Origin of the sequence: Aequorivita iocasae, from assembly GCF_016757735.1 — a bacterium.
GTDB lineage: Bacteria > Bacteroidota > Bacteroidia > Flavobacteriales > Flavobacteriaceae > Aequorivita > Aequorivita iocasae.
The window spans coordinates 1,248,695-1,273,960 of the sequence record NZ_CP068439.1; the positions used below are offsets into that span (position 1 = coordinate 1,248,695).

The 25,266-nt window shown below is 38.3% G+C and carries 19 protein-coding genes and 1 tRNA gene; 12 read left to right on the forward strand and 8 right to left on the reverse strand.

What is annotated here, in order from left to right:
- Positions 1–6 precede the first annotated feature (6 nt).
- The 3 genes from JK629_RS05865 to JK629_RS05875 form a co-directional block, all read right to left on the reverse strand.
- Positions 7–798, reverse strand: a complete 792-nt coding sequence (locus JK629_RS05865; RefSeq protein WP_202337678.1) for a nucleotidyl transferase AbiEii/AbiGii toxin family protein — start codon at positions 796–798, stop codon at positions 7–9.
- Positions 795–1,589, reverse strand: coding sequence for a type IV toxin-antitoxin system AbiEi family antitoxin (locus JK629_RS05870; protein WP_202337679.1), 795 nt, complete (start codon positions 1,587–1,589; stop codon positions 795–797). Before JK629_RS05870 ends, JK629_RS05865 begins: the two co-directional genes overlap by 4 nt.
- Before the next feature lie 429 nt (positions 1,590–2,018).
- Positions 2,019–2,100, reverse strand: a tRNA-Leu gene (locus JK629_RS05875).
- Positions 2,101–2,223: 123 nt separating this feature from the next.
- Here JK629_RS05875 and JK629_RS05880 point away from each other — a divergent pair.
- From JK629_RS05880 to JK629_RS05925, 10 genes are all read left to right on the forward strand, one after another.
- Positions 2,224–3,162, forward strand: coding sequence for a ribose-phosphate pyrophosphokinase (locus JK629_RS05880; protein WP_202337680.1), 939 nt, complete (start codon positions 2,224–2,226; stop codon positions 3,160–3,162).
- Positions 3,163–3,283: 121 nt separating this feature from the next.
- The gene (locus tag JK629_RS05885; protein WP_202337681.1) at positions 3,284–3,931 is read left to right on the forward strand and encodes a 50S ribosomal protein L25/general stress protein Ctc; all 648 of its coding nucleotides are present in this window, start codon (positions 3,284–3,286) and stop codon (positions 3,929–3,931) included.
- An 81-nt stretch (positions 3,932–4,012) separates the two neighbouring features.
- Positions 4,013–4,648 carry an aminoacyl-tRNA hydrolase gene (gene pth, locus JK629_RS05890; RefSeq protein WP_202337682.1) on the forward strand — a complete coding sequence of 212 codons (636 nt, stop codon included), beginning with the start codon at positions 4,013–4,015 and terminating at the stop codon, positions 4,646–4,648.
- A 2-nt stretch (positions 4,649–4,650) separates the two neighbouring features.
- Positions 4,651–5,583, forward strand: coding sequence for a bifunctional riboflavin kinase/FAD synthetase (locus tag JK629_RS05895; protein ID WP_202337683.1), 933 nt, complete (start codon positions 4,651–4,653; stop codon positions 5,581–5,583).
- A complete protein-coding gene (locus JK629_RS05900; protein ID WP_202337684.1) occupies positions 5,576–6,913 on the forward strand; it encodes an HTTM domain-containing protein in 1,338 nt (445 codons plus the stop codon). The genes JK629_RS05895 and JK629_RS05900 overlap by 8 nt, the downstream gene beginning before the upstream one ends.
- Positions 6,914–6,954: 41 nt before the next feature.
- Positions 6,955–8,226: a serine--tRNA ligase gene (serS, locus tag JK629_RS05905; protein ID WP_202337685.1), complete on the forward strand. Its 1,272-nt coding sequence runs from the start codon at positions 6,955–6,957 to the stop codon at positions 8,224–8,226.
- Positions 8,227–8,634: 408 nt separating this feature from the next.
- Entirely contained in the window at positions 8,635–9,612 is a 978-nt protein-coding gene (locus JK629_RS05910) for a ribonucleotide-diphosphate reductase subunit beta (protein ID WP_202337686.1), read from the forward strand.
- 116 nt (positions 9,613–9,728) lie between these two features.
- Positions 9,729–12,143 carry a ribonucleoside-diphosphate reductase subunit alpha gene (locus JK629_RS05915; protein WP_202337687.1) on the forward strand — a complete coding sequence of 805 codons (2,415 nt, stop codon included), beginning with the start codon at positions 9,729–9,731 and terminating at the stop codon, positions 12,141–12,143.
- An 87-nt stretch (positions 12,144–12,230) separates the two neighbouring features.
- Positions 12,231–12,728: a zinc ribbon domain-containing protein gene (locus tag JK629_RS05920; protein WP_202337688.1), complete on the forward strand. Its 498-nt coding sequence runs from the start codon at positions 12,231–12,233 to the stop codon at positions 12,726–12,728.
- A gap of 10 nt (positions 12,729–12,738) precedes the next feature.
- On the forward strand, positions 12,739–13,497 hold the full coding sequence (locus tag JK629_RS05925) for a CPBP family intramembrane glutamic endopeptidase (RefSeq protein WP_202337689.1): 759 nt from the start codon (positions 12,739–12,741) through the stop codon (positions 13,495–13,497).
- Between the two features lie 60 nt (positions 13,498–13,557).
- On the opposite strand, the gene JK629_RS05930 is transcribed toward JK629_RS05925, so the two are convergent.
- The 3 genes from JK629_RS05930 to JK629_RS05940 form a co-directional block, all read right to left on the reverse strand.
- Positions 13,558–14,334 (reverse strand): hypothetical protein, encoded by a 777-nt coding sequence (locus JK629_RS05930; protein WP_202337690.1) that lies wholly within the window; start codon positions 14,332–14,334, stop codon positions 13,558–13,560.
- Positions 14,335–14,529: 195 nt separating this feature from the next.
- Entirely contained in the window at positions 14,530–16,773 is a 2,244-nt protein-coding gene (locus JK629_RS05935) for an inorganic phosphate transporter (protein ID WP_202337691.1), read from the reverse strand.
- Between the two features lie 78 nt (positions 16,774–16,851).
- Positions 16,852–18,054: a porin gene (locus JK629_RS05940; RefSeq protein ID WP_202337692.1), complete on the reverse strand. Its 1,203-nt coding sequence runs from the start codon at positions 18,052–18,054 to the stop codon at positions 16,852–16,854.
- Between the two features lie 388 nt (positions 18,055–18,442).
- Between JK629_RS05940 and JK629_RS05945 the strand changes: the two genes are divergently transcribed.
- Positions 18,443–18,808 (forward strand): toxin-antitoxin system YwqK family antitoxin, encoded by a 366-nt coding sequence (locus JK629_RS05945; protein WP_202337693.1) that lies wholly within the window; start codon positions 18,443–18,445, stop codon positions 18,806–18,808.
- Between the two features lie 79 nt (positions 18,809–18,887).
- On the opposite strand, the gene JK629_RS05950 is transcribed toward JK629_RS05945, so the two are convergent.
- Together JK629_RS05950 and JK629_RS05955 are read right to left on the reverse strand one after the other, a co-directional pair.
- Entirely contained in the window at positions 18,888–20,822 is a 1,935-nt protein-coding gene (locus JK629_RS05950; protein ID WP_202337694.1) for a hypothetical protein, read from the reverse strand.
- Between the two features lie 33 nt (positions 20,823–20,855).
- On the reverse strand, positions 20,856–23,630 hold the full coding sequence (locus JK629_RS05955) for a TonB-dependent receptor (protein ID WP_202337695.1): 2,775 nt from the start codon (positions 23,628–23,630) through the stop codon (positions 20,856–20,858).
- Between the two features lie 175 nt (positions 23,631–23,805).
- Between JK629_RS05955 and JK629_RS05960 the strand changes: the two genes are divergently transcribed.
- The gene (locus tag JK629_RS05960) at positions 23,806–25,134 is read left to right on the forward strand and encodes a deoxyguanosinetriphosphate triphosphohydrolase (protein ID WP_202338005.1); all 1,329 of its coding nucleotides are present in this window, start codon (positions 23,806–23,808) and stop codon (positions 25,132–25,134) included.
- Positions 25,135–25,266: the final 132 nt, after the last annotated feature.

Consider the following 25,266-nt stretch of genomic DNA (forward strand, 5'->3'; position numbering starts at 1 on the left):
ATTATATTATTTAAGCTTTTCAATTAGTTCATTTTTCAGCCATTCAAAAGCTGCATCTTGATCATATTTAATTTCGGGTCTCAATAAAGCTTCCATATCTCCAATAAAATCAGGATTGTTTTCCTTTTCTTCCACATTGAGCATAAACTCCTTTTTAGTAGGTGCTTTTCCCACTGAAACACTCATATACTCATAGAAACAATCTACAATCCTTGGAATGTCTAACTCTTGGTTCAATCTTGAATAATCCAAATCAAACAAATCCCTTCCTTTGTTCCTTTGATACAATGCTCTTAGTTTTGTGCCCAATAATTCATTTATATCATAGGTTCTAATGTTGGCTTTGCCTTCAAACCAATTACTTTTTACTTCAAAAGGGAATTCTACCCAAGGCAATACGTTAAAATGTTCCTTACAATTGATTTCCAACTTTAACCGCAACCTAATATTTTCATATTCAGAAGTAAAACGATATAATGCTTTTGCTCCGTGACCACCTATTTTAGTACTTCTTTTTTCATCAAAAAAAGTAACCACTTCAGCTATGCGTTGCATTATCGGTTTTATTGGTCCTGGTTTAACTTGCACTAAATCTATATCTTCTGAATAGCGCGGCGCAGGGTTTAAATATAACTTATGAAGTGCCGTGCCACCTCTGAATGCTAGATTTTCATTTAAAAATTCATCAGAAAATATGTCCACGAGTGCGCGACTGATAATTAAATCTTGTTCTACCTGTGAAAAATCTCTCCAAGGCGCTTTTAGCTGCCATTTGGCTATGTCTGGCCGTGGTATCATAAATCACTTTCTATCTTAATGTTCACATCAACCTTCCATCTATTCTCAACAGCGCCAGGCTTTTCATTAGATCTTGGACTTAACAAAACTGGATAGAATTTTTCAAGTTTTAGATGTCCATATATAAGATTTGCTATATCAGATTCTGAATCAAATTCATTCAGTAAATATCCAAAACGTTGTAATACACTTTTTTGAGTGTACCAAGACAATAAATCTTTTGCGTCTGCCAATTTAATTTCTTCAACCAACTCTTCTAAAACAGAGAGCATTCTATTTAATCCGCCAATTTTGGTTTGATGATAAATCAAGTCCACAGCTGTTAGGCAAGGACTGGATATATTGTACATTCCTGCATCTCCTTTTTTCGATGCTATATTTTTCTTTGGCCACTTAGAAACGGTAAAAAAGTCAAGATTGATAGCGTTTTTAGAAATGGATAACAAAGGCGCCTTGTCATGTAGAATGTATTCCTTTTGAATTTGCTGATGCCCAGCCCCATAAGATTTTGCTGCAGAGTATAGACCAACATAATAATTACGTTCTAAAAACTCAAATAGGCTGTTAACGTATAGCTCAATTGGTAATTTCCCAAATTTCGAATATCGTGGTGGAATAATCAAATAAAAATGATGTCGCAAAGGAATGATATCTCCTTTTTGTATGGCATAGGACAATTGGCTTTGTAATGAAGTTTCAGACTTCCTTGCTTTAGCAATAAGAAGTTCATCCCAGCTGAAAGCATAACTTTCAAATGATAATTTTTCTTTTAAGAAATCTGACAGATTCAATTATAGTAAATTTTCGAGAAATATAGTAAATATTAGTTGTTTTCTTGAAAGTTTACTAAAATTTTTTTTTGGGAATTTATATTTTATTTTTAATTATTCCGGTGACATCATAGGGATTATCGGTAAGAAAAGAAGGAGTTATTAAAAAAATTTTATAGAATCAGTAAAATATTACTTCATATCCAACAATCCATACTCCCATACTTTCATTCATTTATGAGGGACGAATTTGATATCAGTAAATTTTGAGGGTGGATTTGGCTTCGTAAATTCTCAAAGAAATTGATATGAATAGTCTCACTATTCTCCAAACTCTCAATTTATATCAAATTGATATAAATCCAATTATATATAATAAAAAATGAAATGTTGTACCTATGTTGTACCAAGTAAAAAAAAAGACTTCAACATTTCTGCTAAAGCCTTTTGTACTCGAGGTGGGAATCGAACCCACACTCCCGAAAGAACTGGATTTTGAATCCAGCGCGTCTACCAATTCCGCCACTCGAGCAAACGGGAGGCAAAAATAAACAATTATTTATAATTTAATTTAATTTTTATGCGGCTATTTTTTTAAATATGGCTAACTATTAATTTTTACCTTTACACTCTCAATAAACCAAAACCAAAACTTATGTCAACTGCTATCCCAGAACCAAAGATTTTTGCCTGCAAACAAAGTGAGGCGCTTGCTCAAGATATTGCCGAAGCCTTCGGAATTCCATTGGGAAAAGTTATTACTGCCCATTATAGCGATGGCGAATTTCAACCTTCCTTTGAAGAATCTGTTCGCGGAAGTCGTGTGTTTCTTATTGGTTCCACCTTTCCAAATAGCGACCATTTAATGGAACTTTTGTTGATGATTGATGCTGCAAAGCGTGCTTCAGCAAGGCATATAACCGCAGTCCTGCCATATTTTGGGTGGGCCCGCCAAGATAGAAAAGACAAGCCCCGGGTGCCGATTGCCGCAAAATTGGTGGCAAAAATGCTTGAGACAGCAGGCGCTACCAGAATCATCACAATGGATCTGCACGCTGACCAAATTCAAGGATTTTTTGAAAAACCAGTGGACCATCTTTTTGCCTCAACTATTTTCCTTCCCTATTTGCGAAGTTTGAAACTTGACAATCTAACAATCGCTTCCCCAGATATGGGCGGTTCAAAACGCGCTTACGCTTATTCAAAATTTTTGGAAAGCGACGTAGTCATTTGCTACAAGCAGCGTGAGAAAGCGAACGTAATTTCCCACATGGAGCTCATTGGCGATGTAAAAGGGAAAAACGTTGTTTTGGTGGACGATATGGTCGATACCGCCGGAACCCTTACTACCGCTGCCGATTTGATGATGGAGCGCGGTGCATTGAGCGTTCGCGCGGTCTGTACGCATCCGCTACTATCAGGAAATGCTTATGAACGAATTGAAAAATCGCAAATGCTCGAACTGATTGTTTCAGATTCTATTCCAACCAAACCTAGTAAGAAAATTAGAGTGATAAGTTGCGCAAAATTGTTTGCCGACGTTATGCTGAGCGTAAATGCCAACAAGTCTATAAGTGGCAAGTTTTTGATGTAGGTTTCTTTCAAAAGAAAAAATCAAATTTCCTAAACTGATAATCCAAAATAAAATTTATCTTTGCACTCCCTAAAAAACAGCTTTTTAGGGAGTTTTTTAATAAATAAACAATTCAAACAAAATGAAATCTATTACAATTAAAGGATCACAAAGAGAAAGCGTGGGCAAAAAGGCAACAAAAGCCCTACGTAATGCTGGAATGGTTCCTTGCGTAGTTTACGGAGGGGATGAGCCAATTAGCTTTTCAGCAGAAGAAATTGCATTTAAAGACTTGGTTTACACTCCAGACGTACACACGGTTGTAATCAACTTGGGAGGCACAAAAATTAATGCTATCCTTCAGGATATACAATTTCACCCAGTGACTGACCGTATTCTTCACATCGATTTTTACCAAATTTTTGATGATAAGGAAGTAACTATGGAAATTCCTGTGCGTACCGTTGGTAACTCCCGCGGTGTTCGTAACGGTGGGGTTTTGCGTATTGTTAACCGTAAGCTTCGCGTGAAGGCGTTGCCAGAAAATCTTCCAGATTTTATTGAGGCAGACATTACCGAAATGCGTATTGGTAACAAAATGTACACAAAGTCGCTTAAGGCAGACAATTACAAAATCATGCATCCAGATAACACCGTTATCTGTCAAGTTAGAACTTCACGTACCGCCATTGTGGACGAAGTGGAAGAAGAAGATGAAACTGCAGAAGGTGCAGAAGGAGAAGAAGTTCCAGCTACAGAAACTGATGATGTTGCTGCAGTTAAGGAATAAATTTCTTTTTAAGAAGATTACCCAAAAGCATCCCGTTAATTCGGGGTGCTTTTTTTATTTTTACGGAAGATTGACAGCAGTATGTTTTCATTTTTCAAAAAACTTTTTTCGGCAAAGACTGTCGATGCTATTTCAGAAGAAACAGATCCAATGAAGAAATTCCTTATTGTTGGCCTTGGTAATATTGGCCCCAAATATGCAAATACTCGCCATAATATTGGTTTTAAAGTGGTGGATTTTTATGCCGAAAAAAACTCGCTTTCGTGGGAAACGGCCAAACTTGGCGACGTTACTTCACATAAAGTAAAAGGAAGAACCTTTATTTTCCTAAAGCCGAGCACGTATATGAACTTAAGCGGAAAGTCTGTAAAATACTGGCTTGACAAAGAAAAAATTCCGTTAGAAAACATGCTTGTTATAACTGATGATTTAAATTTAGCCTTTGGTACCATCCGCATTAAAACCAAAGGTAGCGATGGCGGCCACAATGGTTTGAAGGATATTCAGAATACTTTGCAAACCACCAATTACAATCGTTTCCGATTCGGTATAAGCGATGCCTTTGCAAAAGGGCGACAGGTAGATTACGTTTTGGGCGAATGGGAGGCCGAAGAAGAAAAGCAGCTGCCCGAACGATTGGAGCTGAGCTGCAAAATTATTGAGTCTTTTGGCCTCGCAGGAATGAATATTACAATGAATACATATAACGGTAAATAATTTTGAAAAAATATTCCTCAGCTTCCGCCTATAAAAATAACCGTCAAAGCGTCGTGACCATCGGCACTTTTGATGGAGTTCATATAGGTCATAAAGCTATTTTAAAAAGGTTGGTGGAAACTGCGGAAAAGGAAAATTTAGATTCCACTGTGCTCACTTTTTTCCCCCATCCGCGGATGGTTTTACAGCAAAATGTAGATATCAAACTTATTAACACGATTGACGAACGTACGGAACTACTTAAAAATACTGGTCTCGACCATCTTGTTGTCCATCCGTTTACACATGCTTTTTCCCGATTGACAGCTTTGGAATATGTACGCGATATTTTGGTAAATGGTTTAAAGGCAAAAAAAATAATCATCGGTTACGATCACCGTTTTGGAAGAAATCGCAATGCCAATATTGAGGATTTAAAGGAATTTGGAAAGACCTATAATTTCGAGGTTGAGGAAATTTCCGCCAAGGAAATAGATGATGTAGCCGTAAGTTCCACAAAAATTAGAAAATCCTTGAACGAAGGCGATATTGAAACTGCCAATAGTTATTTAGGCTATAATTTTATGATTTCCGGGGAAGTGGTTAAAGGAAAAGCAATTGGAAGAACCATTAGCTATCCCACTGCCAATTTAAAACTTAAAGAGGCATACAAACTGGTTCCAAAGAATGGTGTTTATATAGTACAGTCAAAAATTGATGGCGAAAAAATCTTCGGAATAACCAGCATCGGGACCAACCCAACGGTCGGCGGAACCGAAAAAACAATTGAAACGCATTTTCTCAATTTCAATAAAGATCTATACGGCAGGACTATAACCATTGAATTTTTAAAATTCATAAGAGATGAGGAAACTTTTGATTCTGTTGAAATCTTAAAACAAGAAATCAAAAAGGATGAACTATTCGCGAAACAATTTTTAAAAATCCGTGGATAAATTTCTTTTCAAACAAATAGACAATATTGGGCTGGTGCTTTTTCGTGCTGTCTTTGGTCTTTTGATAACAATTGAAGCTTTTGGTGCTATAGCCACGGGCTGGCTAGGAAGAACTTTGGTTGAGCCTCCCTTTACTTTCAACTTTATAGGGTTTGATTTTTTGCAACAGCTGCAAGGGCCGGGAATGTATTATTACTTTGTGATAATGGGTGTTTTCGGGATTGGGGTGATGCTGGGTTTCAAATATCGCTTCAGTATGATTGCTTATGCAATTATGTGGACAGGCGCTTATTTAATGCAGAAAAGCAGCTATAATAACCATTATTATTTAATGATGCTGCTATGCTGGATTATGGCTTTTCTGCCTGCCAACCGATGGTTTTCTGTGGATGCAAAACTAAATCCTGAACTTAAATCGCCTTCCATGCCCCGTTGGGTACTTTTAATTTTGATTTTGCAAGTATGGATTGTTTATACTTATGCCTCAATTGCAAAGTTATATCCAGATTGGCTAAATGCTTCTATGGCTGCGTTGTTAATGGAGAGTAGAAAGCATTATTGGCTCATTGGCGATCTATTGCAGCAAAACTGGGTGCATTGGACTATTGCCTATACAGGCATCTTTTTTGATCTGCTCATTGTGCCCTTAATGCTTTGGAAACGCACACGTCTATTGGGGTTTATAGTTTCCGTGTTTTTTCATCTCTTCAATTCAATAGTCTTTCAGATCGGGATTTTTCCATATATGTCAATTGCGTTTGCACTATTTTTCTTTTCTCCGGAAATTCTTCAAAAACGGTTTCTTCCGAAGAAAAAATTATATAGAGGCAATGAAGTTATTGTCCCCAAATATAATGGTGCGCTGATTGCGGTGTTCGGAATTTATTTTGCCTTTCAAATAGGTTTGCCATTGCGCCATTGGTTCTTTAAAGATGATGTGCTCTGGACCGAAGAAGGCCATCGATTAAGTTGGCGTATGATGCTGCGTTCCAAAAGCGGAAGTCTTACGGTTTGGGTAAAAAACAAACCCGATGGTGAAAAGAAGCGTTATAATTATAGCGAGCTTTTAGGTTCGAAACAACAGGGGTCCGTTGCAACAAAACCCGACATAATGTGGCAACTTGCACAAAAAATAAAAGCTGTTGAGGAGAAAAAAGGACGTGATGTGGCTGTTTATATGGAAGCTTCCGTTCGTGTCAACGGTGGGTATTATCATCCTTTTACGGACCCTACGGTAGATTTGGCTTCTGAAGAATGGCACCCATTTAAGCATAGTAAATGGATTTTGCCTTCACCGAACGATTATAGTGAAAAGCCAGTGAAAGAATAAGGCGATTTTCCTAACTTTGCGCTTCAAAATAAAATAGGAAAATGCTACAAGTAACCGACATCCGCGAAAACAAAGACAAATACATACAAGCCCTTGCCAAACGTGGCGTTGATGCTTCTTCGGTTTTTGAAGAAGTTTTAAGTTTAGATGAAGAACGCCGCGCTTCGCAAGCCCAATTGGATGATGTTTTGGCAAGGAGCAATTCCTATTCAAAGGAAATCGGGAAACTTTTTCAAAGCGGTGAAATACAAAAAGCAAACGAACTAAAAGAAAAAACAGTTGACTTGAAGGAATCTTCAAAACTACTGAATGAGCAAATGCTTGCCGCTGCCGAAAAACTGCAGCAATTACTTTATACACTTCCTAATATCCCGAACGATTTGGTACCGTCCGGTACCGATGAAAACGATAATGAAGAGGTTTATAAAGAAGGCGAAATCCCAAAACTGGTTGAAGGCGCGCTTCCGCATTGGGAGCTTGCAAAAAAATACGATTTAATAGATTTTGAGCTCGGTGTAAAAATTACCGGTGCAGGTTTTCCCGTTTATAAAGGGAAAGGTGCGCGTTTGCAAAGAGCGTTGATTTCTTATTTTTTGGATAAAAACACAAAAGCCGGATACACAGAATATCAAGTGCCTCATTTGGTGAACGAGGCCTCGGGCTATGGCACTGGACAACTTCCCGATAAAGAAGGGCAGATGTACCACGTGGGCATTGACGATCTTTATTTAATCCCTACCGCTGAGGTTCCTGTTACAAATATGTTCCGTGGCGATTTGCTGACTCATTCCGAATTGCCAATTACATGTACGGGCTATACACCTTGTTTTCGCCGCGAGGCGGGAAGCTATGGTGCGCACGTTCGTGGTTTGAACCGTTTGCACCAATTTGATAAAGTTGAAATCGTCCGCATTGAGCATCCCGATAATTCATACGCAGCTTTGGACGAAATGGTGGAGCACGTAAAAGAAATTCTTCGCGAATTGAAATTGCCATATAGAATTCTTCGTCTTTGCGGGGGCGATTTAGGTTTCACTTCAGCGTTGACCTATGATTTTGAAGTATTTTCAACCGCACAGGACCGTTGGTTGGAAATTTCCTCTGTTTCAAATTTTGAAACATTTCAAGCCAATAGATTGAAACTTCGCTTTAAGGACAAAGACGGTAAAAACAAACTTGCGCATACTTTAAACGGAAGCGCTTTGGCTTTGCCGCGCGTTTTGGCCGGAATTATGGAAAATTACCAAACCGAGAACGGAATTAAGATTCCGGAAGTATTGGTGCCCTACTGTGGATTTGATTTTATCGGTTAATTTTTTCGCTGCCAATTTATTGATTTTTTTGTCAAGTAGAAACGCAGGGGAAAGCTGTCCCACGTCTAATTTTTCAGTGAATATTGGTAGTTGCTTGACGCTGTTTCTTCCTAAATAAGGTAGGGTTTTTTCATTTTCAGAAATTTTGGAAATGTTAAAAAAACTATGTTTGTAGTTTTCATTTTTTGTAAACTTTTTATGCTCGGCAGGCTACTAAAATATTTTTATTGTTTTTAAATTCAATTATTTACAGAAAATTATTTTTAGAAATTTGTAAACAATTGAAAATCACGTGTTGAAAACTTTGTTAAAAAACGCAAAGCTTTTTCTTCCAAACTACCTTTTAATTTCTCCATATTTGTTAGTCCCGAGTAGCGGCAAATTTTAACCTAAAAAACAACGGACAATATGAGTGCAATTGAACCAATTCTTCAGGAAAACAAAAACAGATTCGTAATCTTTCCCATCCAACACCACGATATTTGGGAGTGGTATAAAAAAAGCGAAGCGAGTTTTTGGACAGCCGAGGAAATTGATTTGCACCAAGATCTTACCGATTGGAATTCAAAACTTAATGACGACGAGCGCTATTTCATAAAACATATTCTTGCATTTTTCGCCGCTTCGGATGGAATTGTGAATGAAAATCTTGCTGAAAATTTCGTAAATGAAGTGCAATACAGCGAAGCGAAATTTTTCTACGGCTTCCAGATTATGATGGAAAACATCCACAGTGAAACCTATTCGTTGTTGATTGATACATATGTGAAGGATGAAAAGGAAAAGGACCAGCTTTTCAACGCAATCGAAACATTTCCGGCAATTAAAAAGAAAGCCGATTGGGCGCTGAAATGGATTGAAAGCGATTCATTTGCCGAGCGTTTGATTGCTTTTGCAGCGGTTGAAGGAATTTTCTTTTCAGGTGCATTTTGCTCTATTTTTTGGTTGAAAAAACGCGGCTTGATGCCCGGGCTAACTTTTTCCAATGAATTGATTTCCCGCGATGAAGGCGTTCATTGCGATTTTGCCGTGCATCTTCACAATCATCATTTGGTAAACAAGGTTCCAAAAGAGCGCATTCGCGAAATAATTGTGGACGCTTTAAATATTGAACGAGAATTTATTACCGAATCACTTCCGGTAAGTTTGATTGGTATGAATTCAAAATTGATGACGCAATATCTTGAATTTGTAACCGACAGACTTTTGGTTGAGTTGGATTGTGAAAAAGAATACAACGTTACCAATCCATTTGATTTTATGGATATGATTTCGCTTCAGGGCAAAACCAATTTCTTTGAAAAACGTGTGGGCGAATACCAAAAAGCCGGCGTTACCAACAAAGACAAGGAATCAAACAAAATCAGTTTCGACGCAGATTTTTAGAAAGCTCCCGCTTTCCCCAAAATATATAATTCAATATAATTAGTTGATTGTGTGCATTATCAGCATCGCGCACAAGGTTTTTCAGCTAAAATACTAACCGATAAAATTTAAAAATTATGAATGTAGTAAAAAGAGACGGCCGCAAAGAACCGATTATGTTCGATAAAATCACGGCACGAGTGCGCAAATTGTGCTATGGCTTAAACGAATTGGTTGACCCAGTGAAAGTAGCAATGCGCGTGATAGAAGGGCTTTACGATGGCGTAACCACCAGCGAGCTCGATAATTTGGCCGCTGAAATTGCGGCGACAATGACCACTTCGCACCCGGATTATGCACGTTTGGCCGCGCGCATCTCCGTTTCAAACCTTCATAAAAACACCAAAAAATCATTTTCGGAAGTGATGACGGATCTTTACGAATACGTGAATCCGCGTACCGGGAAAAAGGCTCCGTTGCTGAGCGATGAGGTTTTTGAAGTGATAAAAAATAATGCCGAGGAATTGGATTCCACAATTATCTATAACCGTGATTTTGGGTATGACTATTTCGGTTTTAAAACTTTGGAACGTTCCTATTTATTGAAGCTGAACGGAAAAATAGCCGAGCGTCCGCAACATATGCTGATGCGTGTTTCCGTGGGCATCCATTTGGATGATTTGGCTGCCGTGAAGGAGACGTATGAATTGATGTCAAAGAAATATTTCACCCACGCAACGCCAACGCTTTTCAATAGTGGAACGCCGAAACCACAAATGTCTTCCTGCTTTTTGCTTGCTATGAAAGATGACAGTATCGACGGTATTTATGACACTTTGAAACAAACCGCAAAAATTTCACAATCTGCCGGCGGAATCGGCCTTTCTATCCACAACGTTCGCGCAACGGGATCGTACATTGGTGGAACCAACGGAACTTCAAATGGAATCGTGCCGATGCTTCGCGTGTTCAACGATACTGCGCGTTATGTGGATCAAGGCGGTGGAAAACGAAAAGGAAGTTTCGCAATATATGTGGAACCCTGGCACGCTGATATTTTCGACTTTTTGGATTTGAAGAAAAACCACGGAAAAGAGGAAATGCGCGCCCGCGATCTATTTTATGCGATGTGGATTCCGGATTTATTTATGAAACGTGTGCAGGATGATGCTGAATGGACGCTTATGTGCCCCAACGAATGTCCAGGACTTTTTGAATGCCACAGCGAGGAATTTGAAGCGCTGTACCACAAATATGAATCTGAAAAGAAAGGCCGAAAAACGGTAAAGGCCCGCGAACTTTGGGAGAAAATTTTGGAATCGCAGATTGAGACCGGTACACCGTATATGCTTTACAAAGATGCGGCGAACCGAAAGAGCAACCAGAAAAATTTGGGAACCATAAAGTCGTCAAACCTATGTACGGAAATTATGGAATACACTTCACCGGACGAAGTTGCGGTCTGTAATTTGGCTTCCATCGCCCTGCCGATGTTTGTAAAGAATGGCGAGTTTGACCACAAAGAACTTTTCAAAGTAACCAAACGCGTAACCAAAAACCTGAACCGCGTAATTGATAGAAATTATTATCCGGTGATTGAAGCGCAAAATTCAAATTTCCGTCACCGTCCTGTTGGATTGGGAATCCAAGGTTTGGCTGATGCATTTATTATGCTCCGTTTGCCTTTCACAAGCGATGAAGCTAAAAAATTGAACCAAGAAATATTTGAAACGCTTTATTTTGCTGCCGTAACCGCTTCCATGGAAGAAGCAAAGGCAGACGGGCCCTATGAAAGCTATAAAGGATCGCCAATTTCCGAAGGACTTTTCCAGCATAATTTATGGGGAATAAATGATGAGGAATTGAGCGGCCGCTGGGATTGGGGTAAACTGCGAAAAGATGTAAAAAAACACGGCGTGCGCAATTCACTTTTGGTGGCGCCAATGCCGACTGCTTCCACTTCGCAGATCCTTGGAAATAATGAGGCTTTTGAGCCGTACACTTCAAATATTTATACACGTCGCGTACTTTCCGGGGAATTCATCGTTGTGAACCAACACCTTTTGGAGGATTTGGTTGCGCTTGGTTTGTGGAATGAGGATTTGAAAGAAGAAATCATGCGTGCCAACGGTTCCATTCAAGATGTGGAAATAATTCCGCAGGATTTGAAGGAACTTTATAAAACTGTTTGGGAGCTGTCGATGAAGGATATTATTGATATGAGCCGCCAACGTGGTTATTTCATTGATCAAAGCCAATCGTTGAACCTATTTATGGAAAACGCAAATATGGCAAAATTAACCTCGATGCACTTTTATGCGTGGAAAAGCGGCCTAAAAACCGGAATGTATTATCTAAGGACAAAAAGTGCCGTGGATGCTATTAAATTCACACTTAAAAAGGAAGATAAAAAAGAAACTGTTGGTGCTGAGGCTACAGCGATTGTAGCGGAAAATGTTTCAACAAAACCAATGACGCCGCAAGAATTACGGGAAATGCTTGCGCAATCCAAAAACGCGGCGGATGATGATTGTTTGATGTGCGGGTCCTAAAATTTATTCATACTTTTTTGAAAAGGAAGGCAATTGTCTTCCTTTTTTTATGGATTATTTTATATTAGCCTTTTTATAAATTGGATTATGGAAGACTTACTTATTGCCTCGAAAATCTGTTCCCAATGCAATTCTGAGATAGAATTGGATCAGAAATATTGTAATGATTGTGGATACCCAGAAGGGGGAACAACACAAGAACAATCAGGTTTTCATGCAAGGCAAGTGATGAAAAAGAGAGGTCAGGCGGAAGCTTCATCCCTAATTAAAAAAGGGAGGAACAGTCTTTTTGTAGTTGCCGCAATTGCTTTTTTATCTGGGTTATATTATTTTTTTAAACTTGATGACTCATCCGTCTTAATAGTAAATTCAATTCTTTCAATAAGTTATTTATTACTGGGTTTTTGGTCACAGAAACGTCCTTTGGTAGCTTTGATTTTAGGATTACTGGTTTATTTGACAACGCTCGTCTTGAATGGTTTGATTGAGCCCGAAACGATTTATAAGGGTCTATTGATAAAAGGTTTCATAATTGTTTATTTATCGAAAGGAATTAATTCTGCGTTACAACTCCGCAATGCTTAAATAGATGTTGTTGAGCTGTAAATATTGTAGTGCTCCTGTAAAACAACACGCGAAATATTGTGGTGGTTGCGGAAAAGCAATCCAGCAAAGCAAACACGGAATTGAAAGCAAAAGTGTACAACTTGTAATTGCCTTTTACCTCACATTTCTCCTTTATTCAATAATTGCTTTTTTTATTTATAAAGAGGATGAGATTACCCTCCAGACTGAAATTATAATTGAATCTATATTTATTGTACTTACATTATTTTTCAGCTTCTTCGATTTTAAAAAGATTCTTGCCCTATATAATGTGAAATATATTTCATGGCAAAGTATGATTTTTGGGATTGTTTTTCCAATTTTTACCGCAATAGTAGTATACATATTTGTTGAAGAAATTAATAGTTTATTATTTGATGAATCAGACAATATATTTTACGAATATGCGGCCTATAACTATCCATTGTTTTGGGCATTGCTATTTACCGTAATATTCCCACCGATTTTTGAAGAATTGGCTTTTCGGGGCTTTTTGTTCAATCAGTTGAGAAACTTCGCAAATCCCTGGGTAACCATTATAGCTACGGCTTTTATTTTTGCACTTGTTCATTTTTCCTTTCTGTCCATTTTATGGATATTTCCTTTTGGGATGGTGTTGGGCTACTTAAGGTATCGTTATAAAACCCTTTGGTTAGGAATGCTTGTGCATTTTATTCAAAACCTTTTGGTTTTAATGATCGATTATTACTATTTCCAAAACGATCCCTTCAAGGATTTGTTTTTATAGCGAAAATGCCGCAGCGTTTAAATAAACACTGCGGCATTTGAGTTGTTGAATTCGCTTATATTATTCCTGATCTTTTGGCATAGACATTTTGGTATATTCCAAAACCAGTGCGCTAAACCAATCCCAATTGATTGATTTGTAAGGATACTTTGCCATAAATTCAGCGTTATCCCCAAATAGAAATTCATAATTTTCTTCAAAATCACTTTTTGGGAGCCAAAATACTTTATCTCCTTTTTGAACATAATACGATTTTACAACGCCACCGCCAATGGTAGGGCCAGGGCCCATTTTAAATCCAGAAGATTCCTTTGCGAAGGGATCGTGGTAAACCGAGATTATTTGGCTGAATTCAGGATTGATCAATTGCATTAAAAATTCCTTTTCGTCTTTCTTGTTTTTTAGGGAAACTTTTTGGTTTACGAAATAAATTTGATCGTTGCTCGTCAATTTTTTTGTGCTGTTTCTTCTTCCCATCCCGAAATTACTGAACTTTTGTGAGACCTTTCCGAACTTCTCCCAACCGCTAGCATACAGATAGGCTTCCGCAATTTGTGATGCGTCATAGGTTTCTTTTTTGTCTGTAACACTGTCCTTAAAAACAATTTGGGCAATCTGTCCTTTTTTGGTTACCACTCCTTTGCAGTATCCCTTGTGTTCTGAACCGTCTTTCATAATAACGGTTGATACTTTTTTTGTGGCCGGTTGGTCAAAACCTTCATTGAAATAATAGGTTTTCAGCATATCCTTTTCCTCGTCACTATATTTAACCTTGTCTTGTGCAGAGACAAAACCACAGGCTATCATAAATACAATAGATAAAAATTTTAGTTTCATAATTTTAAGATTTATTGGTTGCTGAAACAATATTCCAACATAAAATTTAAACGAAGAATTTTTTTGATGGAAAATAGGTCCGTAAGGCATCAAAATACGGCAGATGCCCTATGCTTTTGATGAAAGAATCTCAAGGAGGTGGGTAAAAATAAAGGAGCCTCCAATGGAGGCTCCTTTAATCAAATTTTATTAAAATTAAGCTTTCTTATAGCTTGTGTAATATTCTTCCATTAAATTCATCAAGGCCGTTACCAAATCTTTTGTTTCCAACAGAAGGCTGAAATACAAGGTGGTATTTTTGGGGCTTGATTCCTCGGTGCGGGTTCGTGCTATTTGCTTTTCAATTTTATGTGAAAGGCTTTGGAAAATCTCATCCTTTTTATCAAGTACTTTTCCAATTCTTTGAAATTCCTTTTTGTGGAAAATATCTTCAATTTCATTTAAAAGTTCTTCCAAATGTTGATCTATTTCCTGTAAATCCTTTATTTGGTTAAAGCGAAGCGCCTTGTGATTGTTGTTCACGTGCTTGTAGCTCGCTTTTGAAATAAATTCCAAAGACTGCACCACATCGGTCAAATAGCCAAGGATAATAATATAGAAGTTGCTTCCGCGGACGCTGGTTTCATCAAGATTCTTGATGAAATAGAAGATATTGTCCCGCAGTTCCTCAACTTCGTCATTCAATTTATTTACGCCTTTTTTGCTCTTTTTCAATTTTTTGGTGTCTTGTTTGGCAAGACCCCGGAGCATATCAGTATAAATTTTGTTGGAACGTGAAACCACATTGCTTATGTTTTCAGCACTTTCCTGAATAATTCCTTGGACGGTTTTGCTTTCGGTTTTCTTCAAGCCGGTTTTGTCCAATTTCAGTTTTACTTTGTTTTTATGTGAAATGTAATTTCGAACTAACAAAAGAATAGCTAATAATAGCAATACGGCTATCATAGCGCCTCTTCCTATAAATATTAAATAGGTAAGAGTTCCTGCTGCTACAAATGCTACAAAAGCAGTAAAAAACCATCCGCCAATTACATTCATTACCCCGGCAACTCGGTAAACTGCACTTTCGCGGCCCCAAGCTCTATCTGCAAGTGAAGTACCCATTGCAACCATGAAAGTTACGTATGTGGTGGAAAGGGGCAATTTCATAGAAGTTGCAGTGGCAATCAATATTCCGGCAACCATAAGGTTTATGGAGGCGCGAATCATATCAAAAGCGGGAAGCTCATAGGTTTTATGTTTTGGAAGGTTAACAACCGGTTTCTCAAAACGCTTGTCTATTTTCTCTTGAAGCGATTGTGGGATAATATAATCAAAGTAGGTTGCCAATTGGGTACTTGATTTTACTAAGAATCTTGAAAGCATGTTTGGGCTAAACTTTTCATGGCCCTCGCCTTGGCGTGCAAGATCAATCTCGGTATCAGAAACGGTACGCGCTTTTTTGGAAAACCACAAAGTGAGCACCATAACACCCCCTGCAATAAAGAGAAGCATAGGTTCTGCTGGAACTTTTTCGGCAAGACTCTGCATGGTATATTCTGAAGCGGCCACGCCAGAAGCTGACCAGTCTATATAACTGTGGTACGCCGCCATAGGAACGCCTATAAAGTTTACCAGATCATTTCCGGCAAAGGCCAGCGCTAGACTAAAAGTACCTACCGCAATTACGATAATTAAAATATTCTTTTTGAAGATCATCATAAAAAGCTGTGAGAAAACAGTCCAAAAAACAAAGCTTCCGCCTATTAATAACCAAGTATCGCTTTCAACTATATCTTTAAAACTTCCGTAAAATGGAGTGCCTTTTAATCCTTTTACAAGAATGAAATAACTGATACAGGTAAGAGCCAAACCTCCAAAAATGGCTCCTATATATTTCATTTTTCTTTCCACATGAAATGTAAAGACCAGGCGCGATAAGTATTGTACAACCGCCCCCACAGTAAATGCAATTGCTACCGATAAGAGTATCCCTGTAATGATTTCAATTGCTTTTTCGGTATTGATATATTTTGTGATAGCGGAAATTGTTTCCGCATCGTTATGCCCTATTTTTATAAGCGCCATAATAACTGCAGCGCCCAAAAGTTCAAACACAATGGAAACCGTAGTAGAAGTGGGTAAGCCTATAGTGTTGAAAAAATCCAGCAATAAGATATCAGTAATCATTACGGCCATGAAGATGATCATTATTTCATCAAAGTAAAATTCACCGGGGACGAAGATTCCTTTGCGTGCAACTTCCATCATTCCACTTGAGAAAACGGCTCCAATGAAGATGCCCAAACTGGCAATTATCAAAATGGTTCGAAAGGAAAGGGCTTTAGAGCCAATGGCCGAGTTTAGGAAGTTTACCGCATCATTACTGACCCCAACCACCAAATCTGCAATTGCAAGTGCTGCAAGAGCGACAATCATTAATAAATAAATGTTATCCATTCTAGTTTTAATTAAGTTGGTGCAAATTTCCTATATAAAATAGGATTGATTGTTACCAAATTGTTATCTGTATTTTTCTTAAAAATGAAGGTCGAAACCCATCCGGTACTCTATAAAATTGCTTTCTCCGCCTATGGTTGAATATGTTAAATCTGTTTGGACTTTTAGTTTATGGCCCACTATATATTTGGAGCCTCCCAACGTAAATTGGTTTTCTGTGTCGTTTGTTGAAAATGTATTGTCGGGCACAATAGCGGTAAAGCGCCCAGCTACTTCCCAATTGGTTTTAAATACATATCCGCCCTGAATATTAAAGCCCTGTCCAGTATAAACTTCATTTCCAGTAATAGCTCCGTCGCTGTTGGTGGCTATTGGGTTTTCCGCATCGCGGTAGCTATATTCGCCCATTAACGAAAAGCCATTGTACTTAAACATAGCATCTATAAAGATCGTACTAATATTGGTTTCGTAAAAACCTATATCATTTCGCATATAGCTTCCTTGATTACTGCGGGTTTTTACCGCATCTACATTTAAATCATAAGTGGCTCCAATGGCCAGTTTAGGTGTTTTTTCCCTATAAATATCACCCCCAATATAATCTCCTTTTTTGATAAATTCACCAAAAGGCAGCAATTCTATACGGCTAGTATACTGAAGGCCACCAAGATTTCCTGTTATTACATTTCTTCCTTCTCCTTGCGAAACAGCAAACATTTCTCTTATCAGAAATTTTTCAGAAGCATAAAAGCGGTGCCGAAGTTGTATCCCCAGGTCCCTATCAATATTGAATATACTGTTAAGCCTGGAGCGATCTATAAGCTGAAGGTTCGCAGATGAAATAACACGCTCGCGGTTTCCCGGAAGTTTTGTCTGTCCTGCCCATAACTCAAGATTTTTGTAGAACTCCCACATTACTACTGCGTCATAAATGATTCTGGGAGAATTGCCCGTAAATTCTGAAGCACCTGAAATATCTTGATTTGAAAGGCCCAATTCTATTTTATAGCGAAGTTTTGGGGAATATGCAAAACCGTCAAATTTAAGACGGGCGCGGCGAATGAGAAAACTGTGTTCCGGTTTTCCAAATTTATCGGCCTCGTGATCCCAAAAAGAATTGGCTCTCACTTGAATTCTTGGGGCGAAACGTACACTCCATGTACTGTCTTTACCCACAATGTTAAACATTCCCTCTCCAAATTTTGGAATATCTATTTGTGAATTACCAATGGAAACACATAAAAAGAGAAAACCAATAAAGAAAATATTCTTTTGGCGCATTTTGTAATCGATAATAGTTTTTGTCGCTGCAAAGGACTAAAATTTATACTTATTATATGTTTCCATAATGTTAAGCAACTCTCTTTTGGTCCATTATAAATTTAATAAAAAAGGGCTGTTCATAACAAACAGCCCCATTTGAAAATCTAGTCGACAAAAACTAAACGATTTCAAAATTGCCCAATATAATAGGCAATTACAAAGAAAATCTTTCAATAACAACTTAGTGTGAAATTAGTTTTATCAAATCATTAAGTTATTGATTAGTGTATTTAAAAGATTAATAATGAAGATATTAAAGTTTTAATGTTAAGTTAACGTTACCAAATGGTTTCGTAAGGGTTAATTTTGTAACTTTGGTTATTCCAAATTTTTTAAACTTGAACAAATGAAAAAGATATTCACAATATTGGCGGTTGTTTTTTTAACTTCGGTAGCTCTAGCACAAGAAGAAACTAAAAACACTTATGTATTAGACGGTGATGTTATTAAAGCAACAATTTATCACAACAATGGAATGATAGCCCAAACGGGATATTATACTATAGATAATAAACTTACCGGAGAATGGGTAAGTTATGATATTAATGGAAGCAAAACTGCTGTAGCACAATATGACAACGGTGAAAAAGTAGGAACTTGGGTATTCTTTCAAGGAAATTCAAAGAGGGAAGTTTCTTATGATGCCTCTCGTATTGCACAAGTTAAAACGTGGACTGTTACCGATACCTACGTTGTTTCAAACAATCCTTAATTCTATTAATTTTTTAATATAGAAAGAGCCTCTTGAATTCAAGAGGCTCTTTTTTAATTGTAGAATTAAAAACTTAAAATTAATTGCTAATCCAATCCCACCCTGAAATATCTACTGCAGTACCATTAAATACATTGTCATTAGGAGTAACCAATGGAACACCGTTTACAATAACGTTTGCCAACGGCCCATTGTCCTTCATATCTACATTCGTACCATAATCCGTAAGCAATACATTGGTAAATGTACCTCCAGATTGCTTTTTAAATTGAATCGCGATTCCACTTCCTGGATTGCTGGTGTTAATAGCCGTTAAATTTACGAAAGAAGGATTGTTGTTATCGCCATCGCCTTCTAAAGCTGTAGAAAAACTTGGGCCATTGTTAAGAATGTAAGTATTGGTAATTGTTCCGCTCCAGCCCTCAGTCCAATCCACTGAATCATCTTCATTGTTTTCAAAATAAAGGTTTGTTGCAGAAACTGCTCCTCCGAAGAATTCAATTCCGTCATCCGCCCCATCAATTACAGCTACGTTTGAAATTGATGTTCCTGCACCAACCGCATACAGTGTAAGGCCGTTATATTGTGACTCTGAGTTTATTTGTGCTCCCGCACCGCGAATAACTAAAAACTCAATACTTCCTGAGCTGTCATTATTGTTAGTTCCGCCATACACAAGACCACCCACTTCTGCAATGGCATCAACCCCTTCCGTGGTAATGCCTTCGCCACAAAGTAAAAGTCCGCCCCAATCTCCAGGGTTGCCTCCAGCAGATTTCATTACCACCGGATTTTCATTTGTACCATTTATTTCAATTTCTCCACCTTGTTCTACAGCTATGTACTTATCAGTACCGGTTTCAGAAATTATGATTGTTCCCGCAGGTATAATCAATTTTCCGCCAGACTTTACAAGTGTAGTACCTTGAAGAAGGTACACAAGGCTAGCGTTCAATTCAGTAGTTCCGGTAATTGTGCTTGGTAATACCGAGGTGTCAGAATTATTTTCCGTAGCCCAAGCAAACATAGACAGTGGTACAGTTGCAGGAGCATTGTAACCGTTAGATGGATCAGCAATTTCACCATCAATAATAACGTTTGATAGGGGTCCGTTATCTTTCATATCAATTCTGGTACTGTAACCTAAAAGCGATAAACCGGTAATGGTCGCACCAGATTGTTTCTTAAACTGTAAGGCGGTTCCACCCACAGCAGAAACTGCCGTAAAGTTTACCAATTTTGGATTTGCATTATCCCCATCTGCCTCTACAGCTGTAGAAAATGTTTTGGAGTGGCTCACGTAAGTATTGGTAATTGTACCATTCCATCCTTCCGTCCAGTCTACAGCATCATCTTCATTGTTTTCGAAATAAAGGTTGGAAGCAGAAACCGTTCCGCCGAAAAACTCGACACCATCGTCCGCACCGTCTATTACAGCTACATTTGAAATCTGTGTCCCGGAACCTACTGCATAAAGTGTAAGGCCGTTGTACTGCGATTCTGAATTAATTTGTGCTCCAGCTCCACGTATTATCAAATATTCAATCTTACCAGAGTTATCGGCATTGTCATTTCCGCCGTAAATAAGGCCACCTACTTCGGCTGTAACGCCCACACCTTCCGTTGTGGCAGCTTTTCCGCATAGCAATAATCCGCCCCAATCTCCAGCGCTGTTGTTTTCAGATCGCATTACAACTGGATTTGACGAAGTACCTTGAATATCAATTTTACCGCCTTGTTCTACGGCAATGTATTTGTCCGTACCAACTTGGGAAACGATTACCGTTCCTGCTGGAATGGTTAATTTAGCGCCTGATTTTACAAGGTAGGGGCCAGTAACGGTGTACTGTACAGTAGGATCTAAAATTCTATCAGATTCCAGAGAACCTGTAAGTTGTGTGTTTTCTACTGGCTCATCATCACCCGATGTAAAACCGTCATCACTGCTACAACCTATAAGGAATAGCGTGCTTATTGCTGCAATTGAAATTGCAAATTTTTTAAAGTTTTTCATTTTCATTTTTAATTGAAGTTAGACATTCTTTGTTTAAAAGGTATAGTTAAGATTTAAGCCAAAACGGGCCCCACGCGTGTATGAAAGAACTGTTTCTTCCGTTTCAATATTCGTGGTGCTGGGTTTTATTAATTGTGTTCTTTTTATTTTGGGGTTCAGTATGTTTTTTCCTGAAAGCCCTATTTTGAAATTCTTTGTTATTTCTTTACTAAGAATCAAATCCAGGGAAACGAACCCTTTTTCGACAATCGCATCGTTGTAGTTAACATCTCCAGATGATTGGAATTCTGGTGCTCCCAAAGCGTAAATCCGGTCAGAGGCATAATTTCCAGAAAGGGTGGCTTCAAAAGGATGTTCGGTATTGGTATTGAAGTTTAGCGATCCGTTTACAATCCAGTCTGATGCGCCTTGAAGGTCTGTCTCTGTCAAACCTTTATATCTAAAGGTTCTTACAAAATTTCCTTCAGCGTCGAATACTTCTTTCAAATCTTGCTTGTGCCACATTTTTGAAGCATTCATATTTAGCTTTAAGTTAGGTCTCTCATCACCCGAAATTAAATTTACACGGCCTTCTAATTCCAATCCATAGACTTCGGCCTCGTTACCAGCATTGAAGTAAGAGAACACACCGGCAGAACCTCTGTCTTGAACTTTATTGATCGGGTCTTCAATAAGCTTGTAAAATCCTGTAAGCGATAAAAGTTGATCTCTTGACGGAAAGAATTCCCACTTCAAATCAAAATTTCTATTTAAGGAAGCTTCAACATCTGGGTTACCGCGGGTAACCTGGCCCACTGGTGAAACATACTCAAAGGGAGCGATTTCCTTAAATTCTGGAAGGGTAGTGGTGTAACTATTTGCAAAACGGATGCTGTGCTTTTCGTTCAAGGCATATTTTATGTTGAAGGAAGGAAATACCCTGCGGTAGTCTTTGTTGGTACTTCCCTTTCTGCCGGGAAAATTGTTTACATCCCAGTTCACATCAATATTATCTCTTTGAAATCTTAAGCCCGCCTGTACGGTTATTTTTCCTTTCACTCCCGTCACGTTTGTATATCCTGCAGTAGACTGCATATCACCAGTATAGAAATCGGGCGAAAGTGTGTTTCGTTTTAAAAGCCCGTTGTTGAAATTTTGCTGTGTGAAAATAGTAGAGATTTCATCAATGGAGGAAGGATTTACGGCATTCGTTACCGTTTCTTCAACACCAAAAAACTGTGAGCCGAAGTCTCTTGTTTTGTTTCTATACGTACCGCCAATATTTATGTGGAAAAGATTTTCTTCCTCGTCAATAATTTTAATCAAATCGTTTAAGCGGCCATTGTATTCGGTATCTTCAATTTTTTGGATACTCTTTCTTTGTTGAAAACCACCTGTACGTCCTAATTGCACAAGGTTTTCATTAAAGTTTACTTCGTTGCGGATACGGTTGGGCTCATCGGCACTTAAAAAGTTATAGCCTCCTGCCCAATCCAGTTCGTTTTTTTCACCTATTTTATGTTCGCCGCTAAGCTGGGTAACCGAAAGCAAAGTCTTTTTAAGATTCTGATCGCGGATAAATTGCGACAGGCCTTCAGTGGGGTCGGTTTCTTCAAAAATTACCCCTTCACCCGAACGGCCACCTTCAAAAACTTCGTCTTCAATTTTGTTGATTAAAAGGGTGTTGAATTTAATGTCATTGTTATCATCCGCCCGGAACCTGATATTGAAAAGACCGGAGGTGGCTACTTCTTTGTTCCACGTGATGGCATCAGGAATTACATCATCCAAAAAGTTGGAGCGGTATTGTTTAAATGAGCCTTCTCTGTATTCAAATTCTTCAGACTGGCCTGCTGTAAAAAGAAGGCTGAGCTTATCGCCAATTTTTGTTCCGGCACTTAAGGAATAAGATCTGTTGATTGGAAAATCAACTACTTCGGGACTCCAGCTTTGGTCTGTAATGGCTTGGTTTGTAGGAACGCTTTTTTGATAAAAACCGAAGGACACATCATTATAATTAGGCGAAACCTTAAAATTGTTAAAAACACCATCATTTATTACATTCGTGTTTACAGATGCACTTGCACTTATTGACAATAGATTGCTGCCCGTAAGTTGTTTCGTATTGATATCAATATTTCCCGAAGCTTGATCTGCAGATAGATTGGGCGATGTGGTTTTGCTAACATCTACACTCTCGATCATCCTTGTGGGGAAAAGGTTCAGGTTTATATTTTTTCTTTCAATGTTATCAGAAGGAATAGGAAGGCCGTTCAAAGTTGTGTATAAATATCTGTCGCCCAGACCGCGCACAAAAACATCGCCGCTGCCGTCAGTTTTTGATACTCCCGAAATTTTTGTGGTTGCTCCTGCGGCATCAGAAACACCAAGCTTTGATAATTGTTCAGCGCCGATACTTTCTTTAATCGCAATCGCCTTTTTCTGCTCCAGCAATAGGGCCACTTCACTTTCCCTGCGGGTGGTTGTTTTGATTACTACCTCGTCCAGTGCTGCCGCACTGGCGCCCATGGGCACATCTACATTTGTAACTTTATTTGCGGTAACGGTTACATTTTCAATCTCAACGGTTTCATATCCCACATAGCTGAAAACCACTGTGTAAGTGCCAGGCTTTACATTTTCAATAGCATACAGGCCATCCATATCTGAGGTTACCCCTATTGTTGTGCCTTTTATAAAAACATTGGCAAAAGGCAATGGTTCATTATTGTAATCCGTATCAGTCAATTTACCTACTATAGAACCATTTTGCTGTGCAAAGGTCATTGCAGTAAAAAAGAATAAAAAAAGTTTTAAAAAAGTTTTCATTTTTGTCGTTTGATTTATTTGTGCAAAGAAACCGGACTTATGTAAAGGCGATGTTAATTGGCTATTACCAATTCGTCATTTTAGGGTTACCTAAAGGTTAAGCGCTAAGACGAAAAAAATTCCTTGGATTGCTTTCTGAAAATAGTATCTTGCCCATAAATTTTGAATACTCATGATGCATTGGGAACAATTGCTCTCGTTGCGCAAGCAAGGAGATAAAAACAAAAGGTTGCGTATTGAAGAAAACGAAACCCGCTTAGGTTTTGAGGTGGACTATGATCGTGTAATTTTTTCTTCAGCTTTCCGAAGTTTGCAGGATAAAACACAGGTTATTCCACTTTCAAAAACCTCTTTTGTACATACCCGATTGACACATAGTTTGGAAGTGTCGGTCGTGGGCCGTTCGTTGGGACGAATAGTAGGAAAGGAAATACTGAAAAAACATCCACAATTGCAGAATACCCACGGCTATCAATTCAACGATTTTGGAGCTATAGTAGCTGCGGCTTCCTTGGCGCACGATATTGGCAACCCACCTTTTGGGCACAGTGGCGAAAAGGCAATTGGCGATTATTTTTTGAACGGCATAGGCAAGCGTTTTAAAGAGCAACTCACCGAAAAGGAATATCAGGACTTCGTCGCATTTGAAGGGAATGCAAACGGTTTTAAAATCCTGACGGAATCCAAAAACGGCGTGGAAGGCGGCCTGCGATTAACGTTTGCCACCTTGGGAGCTTTTATGAAATACCCCAAACAATCGCTTCCCCATAAACCTACCGCGCATGTTGCTGATAAAAAATTTGGCGTTTTTCAAAGCGAAACAAGTTTTTTTAATGAAGTGGTTACAGAACTTGGCCTTTTAGAGAGGGGTAATAATGGATATTCCCGCCATCCGCTAACATTTCTGGTGGAGGCTGCCGACGATATTTGCTACACTATTATTGACTTTGAGGACGGTATAAATTTAGGATTGATTGAAGAAGATATCGCGCTGGAATATTTAATCAATCTGGTTCGGGACAGTTTAAAAAAGGACATCTATTCACGATTAAAAACCGTGCAGGACAGATTGGCTTATTTGCGTTCCCTTGCTATAAATACGTTGATTGCAGAGGCGGCAGCTATATTTATTGAAAACGAGGAAGAAATTTTAAAAGGAACCTTCTCTGAAGCACTTTTGGCCAGGAGCCAATACAAAGCCCAGATTGCCGATATCATAAAAATAAGTGTAGAAAAAGTATACCAAAGCACAGAGGTAATGGAAAAGGAGATAGCCGGCTATGCTATATTATCAACCTTACTGGATGTTTTTACAACAGCATTTGAAAACCATCAAAAGGGTAGGCCCCGTCATTATGACAAGCTTTTATTGGCGCTTGTGGATTGTGACCCCACTAAAAGTGAGTCAACATATGGATATTTAATGGAGTGTTGCAATTATATCTCTAGCATGACAGATGGGAATGCACTTCAGATATTTCAGAAAGTTAAAGGGAGTTTATAGCTAAATTCATTTTGTAAATGTTAAAAATTGAATTTTAAGAGGTTATATCCTCAATTTTATGATATTTTTATAAATTCTATTTTTGGAAATTTTAAATCAACATTTTTGATCAATTTTTCTGATCATAATTCA